Raw genomic sequence first — 21129 nt, 5'->3', positions numbered from 1 at the left:
AGGTTCAAATCCTGTCCCCGCAACCAAATGGTCCCGTGGTGTAGTGGTTAACATGCCTGCCTGTCACGCAGGAGATCGCCGGTTCGACCCCGGTCGGGACCGCCATTTTAATAAGGCTCGGTAGCTCAGTCGGTAGAGCAGAGGACTGAAAATCCTCGTGTCGGCGGTTCGATTCCGTCCCGAGCCACCATTTTAATAAAATATGCCGGCTTAGCTCAATTGGTAGAGCAACTGACTTGTAATCAGTAGGTTGGGGGTTCAAGTCCTCTAGCCGGCACCATGTAAGTTTCGGAGGGGTAGCGAAGTGGCTAAACGCGGCGGACTGTAAATCCGCTCCTTCGGGTTCGGCAGTTCGAATCTGCCCCCCTCCACCATTTTACATAGGGGCATAGTTTAAAGGTAGAACTGAGGTCTCCAAAACCTCCAGTGTGGGTTCAATTCCTACTGCCCCTGCCAAATATATAAACACAACATGGCGGTTGTGGCGAAGTGGTTAACGCACCGGATTGTGGCTCCGGCATTCGTGGGTTCAATTCCCATCAGTCGCCCCATTTTTATTTTTTTTAAAAATTACAAATAAATTAATGGATACTTACATATAATTAAGTAAAACTTCGGTGGGCTATAGCCAAGCGGTAAGGCAACGGACTTTGACTCCGTCATGCGCTGGTTCGAATCCAGCTAGCCCAGCCATTTTTGCGGAAGTAGTTCAGTGGTAGAATACAACCTTGCCAAGGTTGGGGTCGCGGGTTCGAATCCCGTCTTCCGCTCCATTTTAACTTCATATGGCGGCATAGCCAAGTGGTAAGGCAGAGGTCTGCAAAACCTTTACCACCGGTTCAAATCCGGTTGCCGCCTTTCTTTTATGCCGATGTGGCGGAATTGGCAGACGCGCACGACTCAAAATCGTGTTCCTTCGGGAGTGTCGGTTCGACCCCGACCATCGGTATCACGAACGGCGTAACATCAAGGCTCTACACTAATTGTGTAGAGTTTTTTTGTGTTTTCTTCACACTACAAAATAAGCACTAATAGTGCTTATTTTGTAGTGTGCGGTGAGTAAGTGATGAACTTTAGATACAGTTGGAAGAAACTATGAAGTATTAAAAGGATAAAATTTCAGTAGAATATTACATATACAAGAATTTTTTCGAGCACTCTAGAGAGAATCTCTCCACCCTGGTGACATGAAGTTAAATCCGATACCACCAGTTGAAATTACCACATTATCAGCTGGTAATTTCGTAATTTCGAAAAACTTCTTTTCAAACTCTTCTCTGTTGTACTTGTACATAGTTGAGTGACACGACCATATTTGCGTTGAAGTACTTAACCAGTCCCCTAATTCCTTTAATTTAGGGAACGAATCAAATTGAATTGGACCATCCAATTTTATGAATCTCACTTGATAGATAGTTGGGTTTAACTTCTCTCCTATTCCTTTAAAACCATATGATTTTTTCTCATTTGAATGTGTCATAATTCTCCCCCCTATCTTTTCTTCAAATTTTTTCCTATTTTAATTATACAGCAATAGAAAGTAATTAAGGAAATATTATGGGATTAGTAGAGGAATGAAAAGGAATAACTTTAGTTTGATAATGAATAGTTCATAACATACTACATAACAAATATTTAAAAGGACATGGCAGCTTTGCCCTGTTTCTTATTGTTTAGCGAGAAATAATAAAATAAATCATCACAGTAATAAATGAAATATGATAAATTTAATCAAGGGAGAGAAATGAAAGTAAAAGGTGTTAGTTATTTAATATGATTCCATTTTGGCTCCGTTTCATTTTAATTTATCATGTTTAAAGAAGCTCAAAATTTTTAAAATGGTTTAAAATAAAGGATTTTAAGGGTAGCACTCTATATAAATGTCACCTAAAAAGACCCTAACAGAAATGTTAGGTTTTTTTTGTTAAATTATGCTATGTGATTCTAAAATTCGTAATAAACTTAGGAATTCATGTATAATATAACTTGTCGAAAGAACAAAATGATAGTGATTTATATTATGTCTGTAATATGAATCAAAAATGAACTTTTTATATTTCTTTTAAAAATGTGTTGAATACACATTATATTTCATATTAATATTTTTATGTAGATTTAAAATGGGAAAGAGAGTGGAAAGTATGGGCCGTAAATGGAACAATATTAAAGAAAAAAAAGCATCAAAAGATGCAAATACAAGCCGTATATACGCGAAATTTGGACGTGAAATTTATGTGGCAGCAAAACAAGGCGAGCCAGATCCAGAATCAAACCAAACGTTAAGAGTTGTATTAGAACGTGCGAAAACATACAACGTGCCAAGAACAATTATTGACCGTGCGATTGAAAAGGCAAAAGGCGGTTCAGAAGAAAACTATGACGAGCTTCGTTATGAAGGCTTTGGACCAAACGGATCTATGGTAATTGTAGATACACTGACAAATAACGTAAACCGTACTGCAGCAGATGTACGAGCTGCATTTAGCAAAAACAGTGGTAACATGGGTGTAAACGGTTCTGTCGCTTACATGTTTGATGCGACAGCTGTTATCGGTCTTGAAGGTAAAACATCAGATGAAGTTCTTGAAATTTTAATGGAAGCAGATGTAGATGCACGTGACATTCTAGAAGAAGAAGATTCTGTTATCGTTTATGCTGAACCTGATCAGTTCCATTCAGTACAATCTGCACTTAAAGGTGCTGGTGTTGAAGAATTTACAGTTGCAGAATTAACAATGCTTGCACAAAGTGATGTAGAACTTCCTGAAGATGCTCAAGTGCAATTTGAAAAAATGGTTGATGCATTAGAAGATTTAGAAGATGTACAGCAAGTTTACCACAACGTAGACTTAGGGGAATAATATAAGACAGAAGACCCTTTCCTTTAACGGATAGGGTCTTTTTTTATGGAGTTAATTAAGGTGGTAAAGTATTAAAGGTATTTTGTAGCTGCTAGGGAATATGGTTATAGGTTTGTATTTTAAATAATCATATTTCTAGGAGGTATTTCTGTGGAGCATAAAACACCAAAGCATATTGTTGCCGTAGCAGGTTATTTAAAAAATGAAAAGAATGAGGTGCTTTTAACGAAAGTGCACTGGCGAGCAGATACGTGGGAAATGCCTGGAGGACAGGTAGAAGAAGGGGAAGCGCTCGATCAAGCTGTTTGCAGAGAAATAATGGAGGAAACAGGATTAACTGTGAAGCCTATCGGAGTTACAGGGATTTATTATAATGCTTCTATGCATATTGTAGCTGTTGTTTTTAAAGTAGCATATGTTAGTGGTGAAATAAAAATTCAATCTGAAGAAATACAAGAGGCTAAATTTGTTGCTTTAAACGAAGAGAACATTGATGAGTATATAACGCGTCCTCATATGAAATCAAGGACACTTGATGCGATGAAAGCAATGCATTTTATTCCATACGAAACATGGGAAGTTCAGCCATATAATCTTATAGGAAGGTTGTAAAGAAAAGGTTAGTTATTTGAGGACAGCTCAAATTGCTAACCTTTTCTTTATGTATACCGTTTCAGAAAAAGGTCACAATAATAAAGTGTAGGCTAATAATTGGTGGAGGAAGCAGGACTACCACCTAATTTCCTAGTTTTAGCCAAGTTTTGAGGGAGAATTCTTACTGCACACAAATAGCGAGATAATCCGAAAGCTAGTATTGATTTATAGAACGTTCGTTCTGTATAATGGTGATATATCGTATATAATTAGATTGCTAGATGTTTAAAAGCATAAATGTATAAACTGATATAATAAAAGAATAAAGTGAAATTAAGGAGAGTCCTACTTCCTATGAATAGTGTGATAAATAAATGTATATTCAATATTTCATATGAATAGTAGATAAAAAGGGACTGTGATACAATACATTTTTACACCTTACAATGTTGTAAGGTAGGTGTAAGAGAAATCGATGGGATATTCTTTTATAACAAGGTATTCTTAAATTAAGAGTTAAATGCTGTGTGGAAAAGAGGTGTTCGAGATGAAAGAACGAGTATTATCTAGAGTGAACTATCATCAAAAAGTTGCATTAAATCCATTAACTAAATTTCTTTATAAAGCCATTATATTATTATTATTGTTAAGTTTTGCATTATTATTCGTTGGAAATGTAATGATTGAGCGAAGTGATATTGGTAAATTACATGTACCTGCTAATTTAGAGGTGCCAGAATCATTAACACACGCATTTATTGCGACGGAAGATAAAAGATTTTATCATCATAACGGTTTAGACTATATAGCGATTATCAGGGCGTCTATTGAGAATATAAAAGCTGGTGGTGTTGTGCAAGGAGGAAGCACGATTACACAGCAGTTATCTAAAAATGCTTTCTTATCTAATGAACGTACATTTTCCCGTAAGTGGAAAGAAATTTTTTATACGAAAAAGATTGAACGTACATTCACAAAGGATGAGATATTAAAATTGTATGTAAGTAATATTTACTACGGAGAAGGCGCATGGGGGATTGAAAAAGCAGCAAACCTTTACTTCGGTAAAAAAGTGGATCAATTAACACTGGCTGAAAGTGCAATGATGGCTGCTATAGTAAAAGCACCGGCTTATTACTCACCTGCACAAAATTATGATAAAGCAGTTGAGAGACGGAATGTAGTTTTAAGGCTAATGGAGAAAGAAGGGTATATAAATCATGATGAATATGTGCAAGCAGTTAGTGAGAAATTAGTAATTCGCCATGATATAAAAACAGAGCAATCCATGTTAAAAAATGCCCGTGAAAAAGCAGTAAGTTAAAAGAAGTTCCTACATAGGAGCTTCTTTTTTTAATAATTTGTGACAAAAGGCGACACAATATTGTCACAAACGTTGTATTTTTGTAATTTATGTGAGCGTGTTCATTGCGTGACCTATGTAAGTATTGATATTATGTGTATTGTGTACAATGATGTATACAGAATATGAAATTAAAGAGGAATGTATATGAAATCATCAAACAAACTCATGGCTCTTGGTATAGTTTTTTCTATCGCAGTATTGATTGTAATCGGGACGATTGTGTATAGCATCATAAATGACAAGAAAGATAAAGGGAATGAGATGTTTGCTTATTCTACGCAACAATCTTTAGGAAAAGATGATGCTCCAGTTAAGGTAGTTGAATTTGGAGACTTTAAATGTCCAGCTTGTCGTACTTGGGATGTAACAGTATTACCACGATTAAAAGAAGAGTATATTGATAAAGGTAAAGTGCAGTTATATTTTATTAACTTCCCGTTTATCGGAAAAGACTCTGATTTAGGTGCAGCTGCCGGTGAAGCAATTTATAAACAAGATCAAGATTCATTCTGGATTTTCTATGATGAGATTTATCAAAATCAAAAGAAAGATACGGAAGAATGGATTACAGAAGAATTACTTCTTAATATTGTGAAAGAAAAGCTTCCGAAAATTAATGTAGAGCAGTTTAAAAAAGATTTACACAGTAAAGAAATGAAAGACAAAGTACGTAAAGATTCAGATCGTGCTCAAAAATTAAAAGTTCAAGGTGCTCCTTCAGTATATATAAATGGGAATCTTGCAAACCCTGATTTCGATAGTATGAAGAAGGCGATTGATAAAGAATTGAAAAAGTGATGAGGTATCTCATCACTTTTTCGACTTTTTTCGATAAATTTCTTGCTTCGATTTTTTTTACATGCTATACTACTTTACATAAGTTATTTCAATATCTTATATTTTTTTCATATTTGCGGGTGTAGTTTAGTGGTAAAACAAGAGCCTTCCAAGCTCTGGTCGAGAGTTCGATTCTCTTCACCCGCTCCAAATTTTATTTAATGTTTTTCTAATAAATTGTGATCAACGCAGTGTTTCGTTTCTAAGATAAACGAAGCATTGCGTTTTTTAATGTTTGAAAATCATAATTGTATGCGAAAATAGAAGTGAAGAATATTATCCAAAAGTGAATTGATAACCAGTATAGTCGTTACATAAGGGATGGATTCATCGGTGGAGGCGATTGAAAATGGACTTTGAACAATTAAAGCAAGATGTAATTGCGTATAGTAAAACGATTGGTATAGATAAAATAGGTTTTGCCAGTGCTTCACCATTTGAGGAATTAAAGCAGCGTCTAATCCAGCAACAACAATTGAATTATCAGTCTGGATTCGAAGAGCCTGATATAGAGAAGAGAACGAATCCACAGCTATTGTTACCTGGTGCGAAATCAATTATTGCGATTGCTTTAGCATACCCTTCAAAATTAAAAAATGCACCATTAAGTAAACGTGGGGAACGACGTGGGATTTTTTGCCGTGCTTCTTGGGGCCAAGATTATCACCTTGTTCTACGAGATCGTTTGCAAAAGTTAGAGGCGTATTTAATCGAAAAGCTGCCGGATATAGAAGTGAAATCAATGGTTGATACAGGGGAGCTAAGTGATCGAGCTGTTTCAGAGCGTGCCGGTATTGGATGGAGTGGTAAGAACTGCGCTATTATTACACCGGAATTTGGTTCGTATGTATACTTAGGAGAAATGATTACGAATGTTCCATTCCCCCCTGATCGGCCAATAGAAGATCAATGTGGAAGTTGTACGAAATGTATTGATATTTGTCCTACAGGTGCTTTAGTACAAGGCGGGCAGTTGGACTCGAAGAAATGTATTGCATTTTTAACACAGACAAAAGGGTTTCTGCCTGAAGAATATCGCGATAAAATAGGAAACCGTATATATGGATGTGATACGTGTCAGACTGTTTGTCCGAAAAATAAAGGAATGGATTTTCATAACCATCCTGAAATGGAGCCTGACCCTGAGTTAGTTAAACCGTTATTAACACCACTTTTAACAATTAGTAATCGTGATTTTAAAGAGAAGTATGGAATTATGTCTGGTTCATGGAGAGGTAAAAAACCATTGCAACGAAATGCTATTTTAGCACTTGCGCATTTTAAAGAAACAGCAGCAATTCCTGATTTAATCGGTGTTATGAAAGATGATCCAAGACCAGTCCTTCGGGGAACAGCAGCATGGGCACTTGGGAAAATTGGTGGAGATGGAGTAGGAGAAGCGATTGAAAAAGCGATGGAACGTGAGAAAGATGAAGAGGTTCTTCATGAAATGAATCGTGGACTTGAATTGTTAGCACAGAAAAAAGAGTAGATAATATCTCCCTTTTTCATATTGTAATATGGGAGGGAGACGAAATGGTTGTAAAAGCGAATATTGAAAAGCAAGTGCAACAGTTTTTAGCATATATAACAGAGAAACGAACAGATGTAGATGGTATTGCAGTAGATTTGTTACAAATGGTACAGAGAAAGAAACAATTGTTTCAAAAGCGTAGTGCACATATAGTGAAAGCAACTGCAGATATTTCTTTCGTTAGACAATTAAATAGTAATGAGCATCAAGAAATTGATTATCAAATACACTTGAAATATTTAATTAAGCATAAAGAATTATTTTATATCGAAGAGGAACAATTAAAACGACGAGTTTGTTTAAAAAATAGTTGTATAATAGATGATTATGCTCTCGAAGTGTCAGAAGAAATAGGAATAGGTGAAACGTTAGAACGGGAAGTCACGAAAGAAAAATACGGTTCATATCAATATAATCGTTTAGAGGCAGTGAAATATGCAGAGCGTTGGTGGGATGATCGCAATTCTGCATACCGTAATTTTCCGGATAATTGTACAAATTTCATTTCACAATGTCTGCATACTGGAGAAGTACCAATGAATGGACATCCTAACATTCGTAAAGGGTGGTGGCAAAGGGGAAACCAGTGGAGTTGGAGCTGGGCTGTAGCACACTCTTTTTATTGGTATTTGTCAGGTGCTACAACAGGGCTTCGAGCAGAAGCAGTAGAAAGGCCAGAAGACCTTATTCTTGGCGATGTAATTGCGTATGATTTTGAGGATGATGGTAGGTGGAATCATACGACAATTGTAGTAGCAAAAGACGCAGATGGTATGCCGCTTGTAAATGCACATTCAGCGAATAGCCGCAGGCGTTATTGGAACTATGAAGATTCTAGTAAATATACACCACAAATGAAATATAAATTCTTTCATATTATTAATGGGTAGAGATTTTTCGTTCAAGTGGTATAATACGTAGTAGATAAAAAATAGAGGTGAATATCGCGTGGGAGTACATGTTGTTTTATATCAACCAGAAATTCCAGCAAATACAGGAAATATTGCACGTACTTGTGCAGCAACTGGAACAGAATTACATTTGATTAGACCGCTTGGATTTTCAACGGATGACAAAATGTTAAAGCGTGCAGGATTAGATTATTGGCAGCACGTAAAAGTTACGTATTATGATTCAATCGAAGAATTTTATGAGAAAAATAAAGATGGTGAATTCTTTTATTTAACAAAGTATGGCGAGAAAGCTCATACAGCATTTAATTATAGCAAACGTGAGAAGGATTACTATTTCGTATTTGGAAGAGAAACAAATGGATTACCAGCTAATGTAATTGAAGAAAACTTCGATCATTGTTTACGTATTCCAATGACGGATAAAGTACGTTCATTAAATTTATCTAATACAGCAGCAATTTTAATTTATGAAGCGTTCCGTCAACAAAATTATCCAGGATTAGATTTAGAAATCGTGTATTAAAAGTCGCCATTTGGCGGCTTTTTTATTTTTTTAAAAAATATGTAATCATACATTTTAAAAAAGGTACCTATTCATATAGAATGAGATATATGAATAAAAATAGATAAGACGGGTTGAGATAAATATGAAGGAACAATATAATAATCAAAATACCTTTTTAAGTATGATAGATATGGATTTAGTAAGACAGGGATTGCTACATGCTATTCAAGATTTAGTGTTTATTGTGAAAGTTATTGATGATGAAACTTTTAAATATATTTATGTGAATAAAATAGGAATGAATCACGCCAGGCTAGGGAAAGAATGTTATGGGAAAACTTTTGCAGAAGTATTACCAGAAGATACGGCAAGGTTATTGCAAGGACACTATGCAAAAGTAATGAGAGAAGCGAGAGCAATTACATTTTGTGATGTAATTAGTTTGCCAACTGGTGATATACATTATGAATCTTCACTTAATCCAGTATGCGATGTAAATGGAACATGTCAGTTTATTATTTGTATTACTAGAGATATTACAGTACAGGTTAAGAAAAAAGTGGAAATAGAAGAAAAACAAATGTTATTTAAGTCATTACTAGAATATAATAATGATTCCATTATATCTGTAGATTCTATTGGAAGAATTACATATGCAAATCCAGCGACTTATGAAATTTTTGGGTATCGATATGAAGAGTTAAAGGACCAATTTATTTTTCAGTTTATAAATAAAGAATATGAAAAAACTTTTCAAATTATATTTAAAAATGCTTTACAGGGAAGCGCAAAACAAATTGTTGCAAAGAAATATATTCATAAAGAAGGATATGAACTTTATATTTCCGTGAGGACAATCCCCATTATTGTGAATAGTGAAATCGTCGGGGTGTACATTGTTACGAGGGATGTTACGAGGCAAGTATTAAATGAGATGAAAACAGAATATTCGGCTTACTTTGATCAGTTAACGGGGTTAATGAATAGAATATCATGTACAAATAAGCTAAATGAATTTTTAGCTGAGAATAAAGAATTCGCATTGGTTTTTATAGATTTGGATGAATTTCACCTTATTAATGATACATTTGGTCATAAAGAAGGGGATCAAGTCTTAAAAAAAGTTACTGAATGCTTACGAGACCTAAAAATAGAAGATATGCATTTATTTAGAGAACATGATGATCAATTTGTTATGTTAATAGAAAATATAACGAGAGAATACGTAGAGGAAGTTGCACAAACAATATTAAAGAAAATTAGTGGGCATTTTGTAATAGAAGAAGAGGATGTTTATTTGAGCGCATCAATTGGGATTGTAATGGCCCCAGAAGATGGAATGGATGAAAAAATGCTTTTCCAAAGAGTCGACGCAGCTTTGGAAAAAGCAAAGGAAAAAGGAAAAGGGTATTATCATTTTTATTGTAGTGGATTAGATTGTGAACGTGAACAAAGGTTTATAATAGAAAATCAGTTACATCGTGCTATAGAGAAAAATGAATTTTCCCTCTATTATCAACCTCAAATTAATATTGAAACGGGAAAGATGGCCAGTATGGAAGCCTTAATAAGGTGGGAGAATAAGGAGCTAGGTTTTGTCTCGCCAAATCAATTTATCCCACTTGCTGAAAGAACAGGGTTTATTATTAAACTTGATGAATGGGTAGTACATCAAGTTTGTGAACAGATGCGTGAATGGTTAAATAAAGGATATGAGGTTGTACCAATCGCAGTTAATATTTCAGCTAGACATTTTCGTTCTATTACATTAATAGAGATGATTACACGTGCTTTAAATAAGTACAACGTTCCCCCTCATTTATTAGCAATAGAAGTTACAGAAGGGGCTCTTATACATAAAGATGTATCAAAAAGAGTGTTATTGCAGTTAAAAGAACAAAATTTAAAGATTCATTTAGATGACTTTGGAACGGGATATTCATCTTTAAGTTATTTAAAAACATATCCGATTGATACGTTAAAAATTGATCGTTCTTTTATGGAAGGTATATATAAAGATGAAAGAGATACGAATATTACGGCTGCAATTATTCATTTAGCACATACTCTAGGGTTAAATGTAATTGCAGAAGGAGTAGAAAAGGCGGAACAAATACAGTTCTTAAAGGAAAAGAATGTGAAAATCGTACAAGGTTATTTTTATAATCGCCCTTTATCGATATACGATGTGGAAAATATTTATTTTAAATAGTGTATAAAAAACAAGAAAAAAAGTGATGTGCTTTTCAGCACATTACTTTTTTTGTGTACCTGGTTTATCGTTATAACCAGATGTGAAAATAGCTGTAAGAAATGTGAGTGATACACCTAAAATTAATAATAACTTCATACTAATTTCCCCCTTACTTTTTCGGTTTACGAATCCTATTTGTGAATCGAAATGTATGTAAGGTTCCCAGAAGAAAAGAATTTATTTACAATGAATAGCAGCGTGAAAACTTTAATACCTTTATTATACAGAATTTTCTTTGAATTTTGGAGAGAATTTTATCGCGCTATTATATATTTCGTTTTGATTTAAAGAATGTTTAAGGACATCCTAGCATACCTTTTATAATAATCCGATTGAACAAGGAGATGGGGGAGGAGCTATAATGGATATTCTAAAGAAAATTGAACAATATCGGGAAGCAGAAGAACGTTTACAATGGGAAGGTACGTTTGCGGAGTATTTGGAGCTTGTGAAAGAAAGACCATGGGTGGCTCAAACAGCACACTCTCGCATTTACAATATGATAAAAGATGCTGGAATTGAAGAAGTTGATGGTAGAAGAAAATATAACTTCTTTAGTAATCAGCTATTTGGATTAGAGGATGCTTTAGAACGCCTTGTGGAAGAATATTTTCATCCATCTGCAAAACGATTAGATGTTAGGAAACGTATTTTGTTATTAATGGGGCCTGTTAGTGGGGGGAAATCAACATTAGTTACGATGTTGAAACGAGGATTAGAAACATATTCACGAACAGATCGTGGAGCGATTTTTGCAATAAAAGGATGCCCAATGCATGAAGATCCACTTCATTTAATTCCGCAACATTTACGGAATGATTTCTTTGATGAATATGGAGTAAGGATTGAAGGGAATTTATCACCATTAAATGTTATGCGTCTAGAGCAAGAATATGGGTCAAGAATTGAGGATGTAGTTGTAGAGCGTATTTTCTTCTCTGAAGATCGCCGTACAGGAATTGGTACATTTAGTCCTTCTGATCCAAAATCACAAGATATTGCCGATTTAACAGGTAGTCTAGACTTTTCTACAATTGCAGAATACGGTTCGGAATCAGATCCTCGTGCATATCGATTTGATGGAGAATTAAATAAGGCGAACCGCGGCATGATGGAATTCCAAGAGATGTTAAAATGTGATGAGAAATTTTTATGGCATTTACTATCGCTTACACAAGAAGGGAATTTTAAAGCAGGAAGATTTGCGCTTATTTCAGCAGATGAATTAATTGTAGCGCATACAAATGAAACAGAGTATCGTTCCTTCATAGCAAATAAGAAAAATGAAGCATTGCATTCACGAATTATTGTAATGCCGGTTCCATATAATTTACGGGTTAGTGAAGAAGAACATATTTATGAAAAAATGATTCGTGAAAGTGATGTGTCCAATGTTCATATTGCACCGCATACACTTCGCGTTGCAGCAATGTTCACTATTTTAACTCGTTTAAAAGATCCGAAGCGTCCAGATATTGATTTAATTAAAAAGATGCGTTTATATGATGGAGAAACGGTAGAAGGATATAATACGATTGATGTAGAGGAACTGCAACGCGAATATCAAGATGAAGGTATGAAGGGGATTGACCCTCGTTATGTCATTAACCGAATTTCTTCTACAATTATTCGAAAAGAGGTACCATCTATTAATGCACTAGATGTACTGAGATCGTTAAAAGACGGATTGGATCAGCACCCGTCAATTAGTAGTGAGGACCGAGAGCGCTATATGAATTTCATCTCATTAGCGAGAAAAGAATACGATGAAATTGCTAAGAAAGAAGTACAAAAAGCATTTGTTTATTCATACGAAGAATCAGCTAAGACACTTATGGATAATTACTTAGATAACGTCGAAGCATACTGCAATAAATCAAAATTACGTGATCCGTTAACTGGTGAAGAAATGAGCCCAGATGAAAAACTTATGCGTTCGATTGAAGAGCAAATTGGAATTTCAGAAAATGCTAAAAAGGCATTCCGTGAAGAAATTTTAATTCGCATTTCTGCTTATGCACGTAAAGGAAAACGCTTTGATTATAATTCACACGAACGTCTTCGTGAAGCGATTCAGAAAAAACTATTTGCCGATTTAAAAGATATAGTGAAAATTACAACATCAACGAAAACACCAGACGAAAATCAGCTTAAGAAAATCAATGATGTTGTTGCACGCTTAATTGATGAGCATGGCTATAATTCTTCATCTGCGAATGAATTGTTACGATATGTAGGTAGTTTGTTAAATCGATAGTTTGATAACAAAACGCTGTCTCTTATTCTTGGGGCGGCGTTTTGTTATCTATTGATATTTGTAAAAAATGTCATAGCTTGTCCGAATATAATAAATTAAGATGCGATTTTATGAATTTCTTGTCAATTATTTTTACAATATGCATATGATAGAGTAACCAACCATTCATACAAAAAAGCCAACACAATACAATATGTTGCAAAACGAAAATGTGTGCAACAATGCATTGTGTTTCTTTCTTATCAACGGCTGAATGTTTCTTTCTATTATGTGAGTGGCAAAATTTTGTTTAGGATGCTCGGAGTATTGTATGAAAAACGCTATATATGTTTATGGGATGATTTTCGATGAACAGTTATTTTTCAAATATTCTAGTTATGCACACTAGAAAACAAAATTATAGATTGCTGTTCATAGGGGAAGACAATTACAGTAAGGAGGGAAAGGAATGAGCGAAGAAAACCAACCAAATTACACGATTTCACAGGAAAACTGGTCCCTCCATCGCAAAGGATATGACGACCAACAACGCCATCAAGAAAAAGTGCAGGAGGCAATCAAAAATAATTTACCAGACCTTGTAACAGAAGAAAGTATAGTTATGTCTAATGGTAAGGATGTTGTGAAAATACCGATTCGTTCTTTAGATGAATATAAGATTAGATACAATTATGATAAAAACAAACACGTTGGGCAAGGAAACGGTGACAGTAAAGTTGGTGATGTTGTTGCAAGAGATGGATCAGGTGGTCAAAAGCAGAAGGGACCAGGAAAAGGGCAAGGGGCAGGAGATACAGCTGGAGAAGATTATTATGAAGCAGAAGTCTCAATTTTAGAATTGGAGCAAGCGTTTTTCAAAGAGTTAGAGCTGCCTAATTTAAAGAGAAAAGAAATAGATGAAAACCGGATTGAACATATTGAATTTAATGATATTAGAAAAACAGGATTATGGGGAAATATTGATAAGAAACGGACGATGATATCTGCATATAAACGAAATGCAATGCGTGGTAAAGCATCTTTCCATCCAATTCACCAAGAAGATTTAAAGTTCCGTACTTGGAATGAAGTGTTAAAGCCAGATTCAAAAGCTGTTGTATTAGCGATGATGGATACGAGTGGATCGATGGGGATATGGGAGAAGTATATGGCACGTAGCTTCTTTTTCTGGATGACAAGATTTTTACGCACAAAGTATGAAACCGTAGACATTGAGTTTATTGCTCACCATACGGAAGCGAAGGTCGTCACAGAAGAAGAGTTTTTCTCAAAAGGGGAAAGTGGCGGAACGATCTGTTCTTCCGTATACAAAAAAGCACTTGAGTTAATCGATAATAAATATTCACCAGACCGTTATAATATTTATCCATTCCATTTTTCAGACGGTGATAATTTAACTTCGGATAATGCTAGATGCGTAAAGCTTGTGGAAGAGTTGATGAAGAAGTGTAATATGTTTGGGTATGGGGAAGTGAATCAGTACAACCGCCACAGTACGCTTATGTCAGCATATAAAAATATTAAAGACGAGAATTTCAGATATTATATTTTAAAGCAAAAAGCAGATGTATTTCATGCGATGAAGAGCTTTTTTAAAGAAGAATCAGGAGAAAGAATGGCATAACCCCTTGTAAAGGGGTTATTTTTTTGTAAACTTTTTATTTTTTTAGTTGACAATGATAATGAAAATCATTATCATTTATTCGAGAAATGATTATATTTTGATTTATATATTTTGGAGGAGATGTAAAGTTGGAAAGAAATAAAAGAAAACATATAAATGCGATGATTATCGCTGCGGCGTTATCGCTTCCATTTGCTACGTATTCAACGCCTGCTTTAGCGGCAGTAGCAATTGAGGCTAATAAAAAGGGATATGCTTTAGAAGATGGTACATATGATGCTGTTATTAAAGCGTATAAAGATAAAACGAATGAAGAGTCTATGGCAGCTGTTTATATAAAAAATCCTAAATTAACCATTGAGAATGGGAAGAAAATTGTAACGGCAACGTTAAGTGATAGTGATTTCTTCGAATACTTGAAAACAGAGGATATTGATACTCCTGGTGTATTCCATGATGTAAAAGTCATATCAGAGGATAAAAAGAAAAATGGGACGAAGGTTATTCAATTTGAAGTCGGAGAATTAGGAAAAAGATATAATATGCAAATGCATATTTATATTCCGACAATGGCCTATGATAATAAGTACCAGGTGCAGTTTGAAGTAAATGCGTTAAATCTAGAAAACAATGTTCCAAAAGATCAAAAGGAAAATAAAGAGGATAAAGTGGATCAACAAGATGAAAGTGCAAATGTAATAGTTGATAAGAAATTACAACAGCATATTAATAAATATAATTTAGAGAGAAAAAATATAAATGAACCTATAACGAAGGAAGATTTATTACAAATTAAAACATTATCCATATACTCAGGTGAGGGGATAAATGAAATAGCTGGTTTAGAATATATGACAAACTTAGAGAAGTTGACATTAAGAGAGTCTAATGTAACAGACATATCTGTTATCTCGGGATTGAGACATTTGAAATATTTAGATTTATCCTCTAATCCAATTGAAAGCATTCAACCCGTTTCTAAGCTAGAGAATCTTGACATGCTCTTTTTAAGAGAAAACAAAATTGCAGATCTTACACCGTTAAGTCAAATGAAAAAGATTAAAATATTAGATTTAATTGGTAATAATATAAAGGATCTTACACCATTATTTACAGTGTTATCGTTAGAAGAAGTATACTTAGCAAATAATCAAATTAGTAATCTTTCGGGTATTGAGAAGTTAAAGAATGTGAATCTATTATGGATAGGAAATAATAAAATTAGTGATGTTGAGCCTATTAGTAAAATGAGTAATCTTATTGAACTAGAAATTGCTGATAGTGAAATAAAAGATATATCATCATTATCTAAATTAGTAAAAATACAAGTATTGAATTTAGAAGAGAATTATATCTCTGATATATCTCCACTGAGTAATTTAACAAATTTACATGAGATAAATCTTGGAGCGAATGAAATTTCTGACATAAAGTCCGTTGAGGAATTGGGTAAGCGAACTTCAATAGATATTCAAAGACAAAAAATCTTTTTAGATGAAGCAAGCGTAGATGAAGAAATAAAAATTCCAGTATACAATTTTAAAGGAGAGCCACTTCAAAATATTAAATTGAAAAGTGAGGGGGCTACGCTGAGTAACGGATTTATAAAATGGAATAGTCCTGGAGAAAAAATATATGAATTTAAACTAGATACGAATCCTGCTGAAAGTAAAATAAGATTTAATGGGACGGTTATACAAAGTATAGTTGAAAAACAAACAGAAAGTAAAAATGTAATTCTTGATAAAAATTTACAACAACATATTAATAAAAAGAATTTTGGTAGAGAGAATCTAAATGCCCCTATAACAAAAGAAGATTTATTACAGATTAAAACATTAGAGATACTTAAAGAAAAAGGAAAAGAGATAAAAAATCTAACTGGTTTAGAATACATGACGAACTTAGAAAACCTCACTTTAGAAGGAGTAGGGTTGAAAAATATTGAGTTCATTTCAAACTTGAAACAATTGAAAGACGTGAATGTATCTCATAATAAAATTGAAGATATAACGCCGTTATCTTCACTGGAAAATTTACAGTGGTTAAACCTTGCGGATAATCATATTAAAGATGTATCAGTTCTTGGTTCAATGTTAGACCTACTCAGTTTAAAATTAGCTGGAAATGAGATTCGTGATGTAAGGCCGTTAATACAATTAGGTCAATGGTTTTCAATTGATGCCGGAAGACAAAAAATCATTTTAAATGAAGCGAAAGTAAATGAAGAAATTCAAGTTCCGGTATATGACTTAGAAGGAGAAACTATTGAGAATATTAAACTAACAAGTGAGGGTGGAACGTTTAATAACGGAGTAATGAAATGGAGTACTCCAGGTGAAAAGGTATATAAATTTGATTTAGATTCGGATGAAACTAGTATAAGCTTTAACGGAACAGTTATCCAGAATATAGTTAAAAAAGAAGAAGTGACAGAACCAACAAAAGAAGTTGAAGAAATAAAAGAAGAAGTAAAAGAGCCGATAAAAGAAGTTGAAGAAACAAAAGAAGAAGTAAAAGAGCCGGTAAAAGAAATTGAAGAAACAAAAGAAGAAGTAAAAGAGCCGGCGAAAGAAGTTGCAGGTACAAAAGAAGAGGTAAAAGAATCAGCAACTGGATTGGATCAAGAGCCAAAAGGGAATAATCAAGTTGGTCCAGTAAAAGTGGTAGGACAAGAGAGTGCGAAAGAAAAAGATTCAAATAAACAACATGCTAATAAGCAAGAGGAAAATCAGAAGTCTTTAGCAGCAACTGGTGGTCAAGCTAACACACCGACCTTACTTTCTGGATTAGCACTTGTTCTTTCAGCATTAAGTATGTTTGTATTTAGAAAGAGATTATTTAAGAAATAAATAACGTTTTATCTTATTATTATATAAAATAATTATATAAGTTTTTGAGAAGCCCTTATTATAGCAATTTCATGTTGAAATATGCTTATGATAAGGGCTTTTTGAATAGGGGAAGGATATTAATACGAGGATGTTTCGATTGCTTAAATAATGGAGCAACTGTAGTGGCAACTGTAAGTCCCTTTCGTTCACTATATGTTCAAAATGTATGAAGAAATAATATGAAATATTGCATTTTATATCATTTCATCCAGATAATATGTTAATTTCTTGAATGGAATATATAAATAGGGGGCAATAATATGAACAAGCAATCAAAGATCAATAAAGTGTTGCTTAGTATTAGTACAATGGCGCTATCGCTCGGAGCAATTCAAACGAATGTATCAGCAGAAGAAAAGGTACCGTATAATGTATTGCATTCGAAACCAGTTGGAATTGAAAAACCAGTAGATGAGATCGGACACGCTTCTAAAGCCGAGGAAACATTATCATTTCAAGAACGTTTAAAAGTAGGAGATTTTTCACAGCGACCAGCATCTATTACGAAGAACTCGGCAGTAAAGCAAGCTAAAGAAAGCTATTCAATGGCTGATTTAAACAAAATGAATGATCAAGAATTAATTGAAACGTTAGGCAGTATTAAGTGGCACCAAATTACAGACTTATTCCAGTTTAATGAAGATGCAAAAGCCTTTTATAAAGATAACGGAAAAATGCAAGTAATTATAGACGAATTAGCTCATAGAGGTAGTACATTTACGAAAGATGATTCAAAAGGAATTCAAACGTTTACTGAAGTGTTACGTTCAGCTTTTTATCTTGCATTTTATAATAATGAATTAAGCGACTTAAATGAAAGAAGCTTCCAGGACAAATGTTTACCAGCGTTAAAAGCTATTGCGAAAAATCCCAACTTTAAGCTTGGAACAAATGAGCAAGATACAGTCGTATCTGCATATGGAAAATTAATTAGTAATGCATCAAGTGATGTTGAAACGGTGCAATACGCATCGAATATTTTAAAACAATATAATGATAATTTTAATGCATATGTAGACGATCGTATGAAAGGACAAGCTGTATACGATATGATGCAAGGCATTGATTATGATATACAATCTTACTTAAATGAGGCTCGTAAAGAAGCGAATGAAACGATGTGGTATGGAAAAGTAGATGGGTTTATTAATGAAATAAATCGTATTGCTCTTCTAAATGAAGTAACGCCAGAAAATAAATGGCTCGTTAATAATGGAATTTATTTTGCTAGTCGTTTAGGTAAGTTTCATAGTAATCCAAATAAAGGATTAGAGGTTGTTACACAGGCAATGCATATGTACCCGCGTTTAAGTGAGCCGTATTTTGTTGCAGTAGAACAAATTACAACAAACTATAATGGGAAAGATTATAGCGGGAATACGGTAGATTTAGAGAAGATACGTAAAGAAGGAAAAGAGCAATACTTACCAAAAACGTATACATTCGATGATGGATCTATTGTATTTAAAACTGGGGATAAAGTGTCAGAAGAAAAAATCAAGAGATTATATTGGGCTGCGAAGGAAGTAAAAGCGCAATATCACCGTGTGATCGGAAATGACAAAGCTTTAGAACAAGGTAATGCAGACGACGTATTAACGATAGTAATCTATAACACTCCAGACGAATACCAGTTAAATAGACAATTGTATGGATATGAAACAAACAACGGTGGAATTTATATTGAAGAGACAGGGACATTCTTTACATATGAGCGTACGCCAGAGCAAAGCATTTATAGTTTAGAAGAGTTATTCCGTCATGAGTTTACTCATTATCTTCAAGGGAGATATGAAGTTCCCGGTTTATTTGGAAGAGGAGATATGTATCAAAATGAAAGATTAACTTGGTTCCAAGAAGGGAATGCAGAATTTTTCGCAGGATCTACTCGTACAAATAACGTTGTACCAAGAAAGAGCATCATTAGTGGATTATCATCTGATCCTGCAAGTCGTTATACAGCAGAGCGTACACTATTTGCTAAATATGGTTCTTGGGATTTCTATAACTACTCGTTCGCATTGCAGTCTTACTTATATACTCATCAATTTGAAACGTTTGATAAAATTCAAGATTTAATTCGTGCGAATGATGTGGGAAATTATGATACGTATCGTGAGACTTTAAGTAAAGATTCTAAGTTAAATAAAGAGTATCAAGAGTATATGCAGCAGTTAATTGATAATCAAGATAAGTACAATGTGCCGGAAGTAGCAGATGATTATTTAGCTGAACATGCACCAAAAGCACTAACAGAAGTGAAGAAAGAAATTAGTGAAACGTTGTCTATGAAAGATACAAAAATGACAAAGCATACATCTCAATTCTTTAATACATTTACATTAGAAGGCACATTTACAGGTAGTGTAACAAAAGGTGAGTCAGAAGACTGGAAAGCAATGAGTAAAAGAGTAAATGAGGCTTTAGAACAATTGACGCAAAAAGAATGGAGTGGCTACAAAACGGTTACAGCATATTTCGTCAATTACCGTGTGAATAGCTCTAATCAATTTGAATATGATGTAGTCTTCCACGGTATCGCAAAAGATGACGGAGAAAATAAAGCTCCGACGATTAATGTAAACGGACCTTATAACGGGCTTGTAAAAGAAGGAATTCAATTCAAAAGTGATGGGTCAAACGATGAAGATGGAAAAATCGTTTCTTATTTATGGGACTTCGGGGATGGAAGTACAAGTACAGAAGTTAATCCAGTACATGCATATGAAAGAGAAGGAACTTATAAAGTAGCGTTAAGAGTAAAAGATGATAAAGGTAAAGAGAGCAGAAATGAAACAACTGTTACGATTAAAGATGGGAGTTTAACAGAATCTGAACCAAATAATCGTTCAGAGGAAGCAAATCGTATTGGGTTAAACACTACTATAAAAGGTAGCCTTATCGGTGGGGATCATACCGATGTTTATACATTTAATGTCGCATCAGCGAAAGATATCGATATTTCTGTTTTAAATGAGCATGGAATCGGGATGACATGGGTACTTCACCATGAATCAGATATGCAAAATTACGCAGCTTACGGTCAAGCTAATGGAAATCATATAGAAGCAAAATTTAATGCAAAACCAGGTAAGTATTACTTGTATGTATATAAATATGATAATGGTGATGGAACATACACATTATCAGTAAAGTGAAACTTTAATCAGCGGGGGTTCTGTTCATCCCCCACTGGTTATTAGCCCACACCAATCGGGCTTTTATGGGCAGTTATCTCCCACCTAACTTCCTCGCATTCGCCGAATTTTGAAGTGGGAGTTTTACTGCCCACAAATAGCGAGATAAAATAAGTACTCTTCCAATGTATGTTTAACTTTACTTTTTGTGGAAAATAGTATATTATATAGATATACAATATATCGGTTATTTACTAGGAGGAGCCTGTCACAATAGGTTTCTCCTGTTCTTTTTTAGAGGCCTGTCTTACAGGCTTTTCTTTAAAAGATAAATAACTGAAAATTAAGAACG

At 34.2% G+C, this 21129-nt stretch carries 13 protein-coding genes and 11 tRNA genes; 23 read left to right on the top strand and 1 reads right to left on the bottom strand.

All coding sequences use genetic code 11. From position 1 onward, the window contains the following. The first annotated feature begins 29 nt into the window (after window positions 1-29). The 10 genes from MR066_RS20175 (at window position 30) to MR066_RS20130 (ending at window position 949) form a co-directional block, all read left to right on the top strand. Window positions 30-105 (top strand) — tRNA-Asp (locus MR066_RS20175). A 9-nt stretch (window positions 106-114) separates the two neighbouring features. Further along, a tRNA-Phe gene (locus MR066_RS20170) sits at window positions 115-190 on the top strand. Window positions 191-204: 14 nt separating this feature from the next. Then, window positions 205-280 (top strand) — tRNA-Thr (locus tag MR066_RS20165). 10 nt (window positions 281-290) lie between these two features. Beyond that, window positions 291-374, top strand: a tRNA-Tyr gene (locus tag MR066_RS20160). An 8-nt stretch (window positions 375-382) separates the two neighbouring features. Continuing rightward, window positions 383-456 (top strand) — tRNA-Trp (locus MR066_RS20155). Window positions 457-475: 19 nt separating this feature from the next. Then, window positions 476-551 (top strand) — tRNA-His (locus MR066_RS20150). Between the two features lie 67 nt (window positions 552-618). Next, a tRNA-Gln gene (locus MR066_RS20145) sits at window positions 619-693 on the top strand. Window positions 694-698: 5 nt separating this feature from the next. Further along, window positions 699-773: transfer RNA gene (locus MR066_RS20140), tRNA-Gly, on the top strand. A gap of 14 nt (window positions 774-787) precedes the next feature. Beyond that, window positions 788-858 (top strand) — tRNA-Cys (locus MR066_RS20135). Between the two features lie 9 nt (window positions 859-867). Beyond that, a tRNA-Leu gene (locus MR066_RS20130) sits at window positions 868-949 on the top strand. A gap of 210 nt (window positions 950-1159) precedes the next feature. Here MR066_RS20130 and MR066_RS20125 read toward each other — a convergent pair. Continuing rightward, on the bottom strand, window positions 1160-1480 hold the full coding sequence (locus MR066_RS20125) for a DUF3884 family protein (protein ID WP_242248322.1): 321 nt from the start codon (window positions 1478-1480) through the stop codon (window positions 1160-1162). Between the two features lie 661 nt (window positions 1481-2141). On the opposite strand from MR066_RS20125, the gene MR066_RS20120 reads away from it, so the two are divergent. The 13 genes from MR066_RS20120 to colA all read left to right on the top strand — a co-directional run bounded on the left by MR066_RS20120 (window position 2142) and on the right by colA (window position 20798). Then, window positions 2142-2861, top strand: coding sequence for a YebC/PmpR family DNA-binding transcriptional regulator (locus MR066_RS20120; RefSeq protein ID WP_002113875.1), 720 nt, complete (start codon window positions 2142-2144; stop codon window positions 2859-2861). Window positions 2862-3011: 150 nt separating this feature from the next. After that, window positions 3012-3473, top strand: coding sequence for an NUDIX hydrolase (locus tag MR066_RS20115; protein ID WP_215553000.1), 462 nt, complete (start codon window positions 3012-3014; stop codon window positions 3471-3473). A gap of 529 nt (window positions 3474-4002) precedes the next feature. Beyond that, window positions 4003-4779: a transglycosylase domain-containing protein gene (locus tag MR066_RS20110; RefSeq protein WP_088038372.1), complete on the top strand. Its 777-nt coding sequence runs from the start codon at window positions 4003-4005 to the stop codon at window positions 4777-4779. A 186-nt stretch (window positions 4780-4965) separates the two neighbouring features. Then, window positions 4966-5619 (top strand): DsbA family protein, encoded by a 654-nt coding sequence (locus tag MR066_RS20105; protein WP_002091101.1) that lies wholly within the window; start codon window positions 4966-4968, stop codon window positions 5617-5619. 115 nt (window positions 5620-5734) lie between these two features. Then, window positions 5735-5808 (top strand) — tRNA-Gly (locus MR066_RS20100). Window positions 5809-6007: 199 nt separating this feature from the next. Further along, window positions 6008-7150, top strand: a complete 1143-nt coding sequence (gene queG / locus MR066_RS20095) for a tRNA epoxyqueuosine(34) reductase QueG (RefSeq protein WP_002115986.1) — start codon at window positions 6008-6010, stop codon at window positions 7148-7150. Between the two features lie 44 nt (window positions 7151-7194). Continuing rightward, complete coding sequence (locus tag MR066_RS20090) at window positions 7195-8082, top strand: amidase domain-containing protein (protein ID WP_002029655.1); 888 nt, start codon at window positions 7195-7197, stop codon at window positions 8080-8082. 58 nt (window positions 8083-8140) lie between these two features. Next, on the top strand, window positions 8141-8629 hold the full coding sequence (gene trmL / locus MR066_RS20085) for a tRNA (uridine(34)/cytosine(34)/5-carboxymethylaminomethyluridine(34)-2'-O)-methyltransferase TrmL (protein WP_002029656.1): 489 nt from the start codon (window positions 8141-8143) through the stop codon (window positions 8627-8629). A 124-nt stretch (window positions 8630-8753) separates the two neighbouring features. After that, complete coding sequence (locus tag MR066_RS20080; protein ID WP_242248320.1) at window positions 8754-10823, top strand: sensor domain-containing protein; 2070 nt, start codon at window positions 8754-8756, stop codon at window positions 10821-10823. A 403-nt stretch (window positions 10824-11226) separates the two neighbouring features. Further along, a complete protein-coding gene (locus tag MR066_RS20075) occupies window positions 11227-13122 on the top strand; it encodes a PrkA family serine protein kinase (RefSeq protein WP_002029658.1) in 1896 nt (631 codons plus the stop codon). A 448-nt stretch (window positions 13123-13570) separates the two neighbouring features. Continuing rightward, the gene (gene yhbH / locus MR066_RS20070) at window positions 13571-14746 is read left to right on the top strand and encodes a sporulation protein YhbH (protein WP_242248319.1); all 1176 of its coding nucleotides are present in this window, start codon (window positions 13571-13573) and stop codon (window positions 14744-14746) included. Between the two features lie 128 nt (window positions 14747-14874). Next, window positions 14875-17598 (top strand): leucine-rich repeat domain-containing protein, encoded by a 2724-nt coding sequence (locus MR066_RS20065; RefSeq protein WP_242248317.1) that lies wholly within the window; start codon window positions 14875-14877, stop codon window positions 17596-17598. A 302-nt stretch (window positions 17599-17900) separates the two neighbouring features. Beyond that, window positions 17901-20798: a collagenase ColA gene (gene colA, locus MR066_RS20060; protein WP_242248315.1), complete on the top strand. Its 2898-nt coding sequence runs from the start codon at window positions 17901-17903 to the stop codon at window positions 20796-20798. The last annotated feature ends 331 nt before the right edge of the window (window positions 20799-21129 follow it).

Source organism: Bacillus cereus group sp. BfR-BA-01523, from assembly GCF_022662615.1.
GTDB lineage: Bacteria > Bacillota > Bacilli > Bacillales > Bacillaceae_G > Bacillus_A > Bacillus_A mycoides.
Note: the sequence above shows the minus strand (reverse complement) of the source record. Positions and strands in the feature narration are given on the sequence as shown.

Bases quoted from the DNA above. Each gene is read 5' to 3' on its own strand.
- MR066_RS20125 (WP_242248322.1), bottom strand. From the start codon at position 1,480: ATGACACATTCAAATGAGAAAAAATCATATGGTTTTAAAGGAATAGGA.
- MR066_RS20120 (WP_002113875.1), top strand. From the start codon at position 2,142: ATGGGCCGTAAATGGAACAATATTAAAGAAAAAAAAGCATCAAAAGAT.
- MR066_RS20110 (WP_088038372.1), top strand. From the start codon at position 4,003: ATGAAAGAACGAGTATTATCTAGAGTGAACTATCATCAAAAAGTTGCA.
- MR066_RS20105 (WP_002091101.1), top strand. From the start codon at position 4,966: ATGAAATCATCAAACAAACTCATGGCTCTTGGTATAGTTTTTTCTATC.
- queG (WP_002115986.1), top strand. From the start codon at position 6,008: ATGGACTTTGAACAATTAAAGCAAGATGTAATTGCGTATAGTAAAACG.
- MR066_RS20090 (WP_002029655.1), top strand. From the start codon at position 7,195: ATGGTTGTAAAAGCGAATATTGAAAAGCAAGTGCAACAGTTTTTAGCA.
- MR066_RS20080 (WP_242248320.1), top strand. From the start codon at position 8,754: ATGAAGGAACAATATAATAATCAAAATACCTTTTTAAGTATGATAGAT.
- MR066_RS20075 (WP_002029658.1), top strand. From the start codon at position 11,227: ATGGATATTCTAAAGAAAATTGAACAATATCGGGAAGCAGAAGAACGT.
- yhbH (WP_242248319.1), top strand. From the start codon at position 13,571: ATGAGCGAAGAAAACCAACCAAATTACACGATTTCACAGGAAAACTGG.
- colA (WP_242248315.1), top strand. From the start codon at position 17,901: ATGAACAAGCAATCAAAGATCAATAAAGTGTTGCTTAGTATTAGTACA.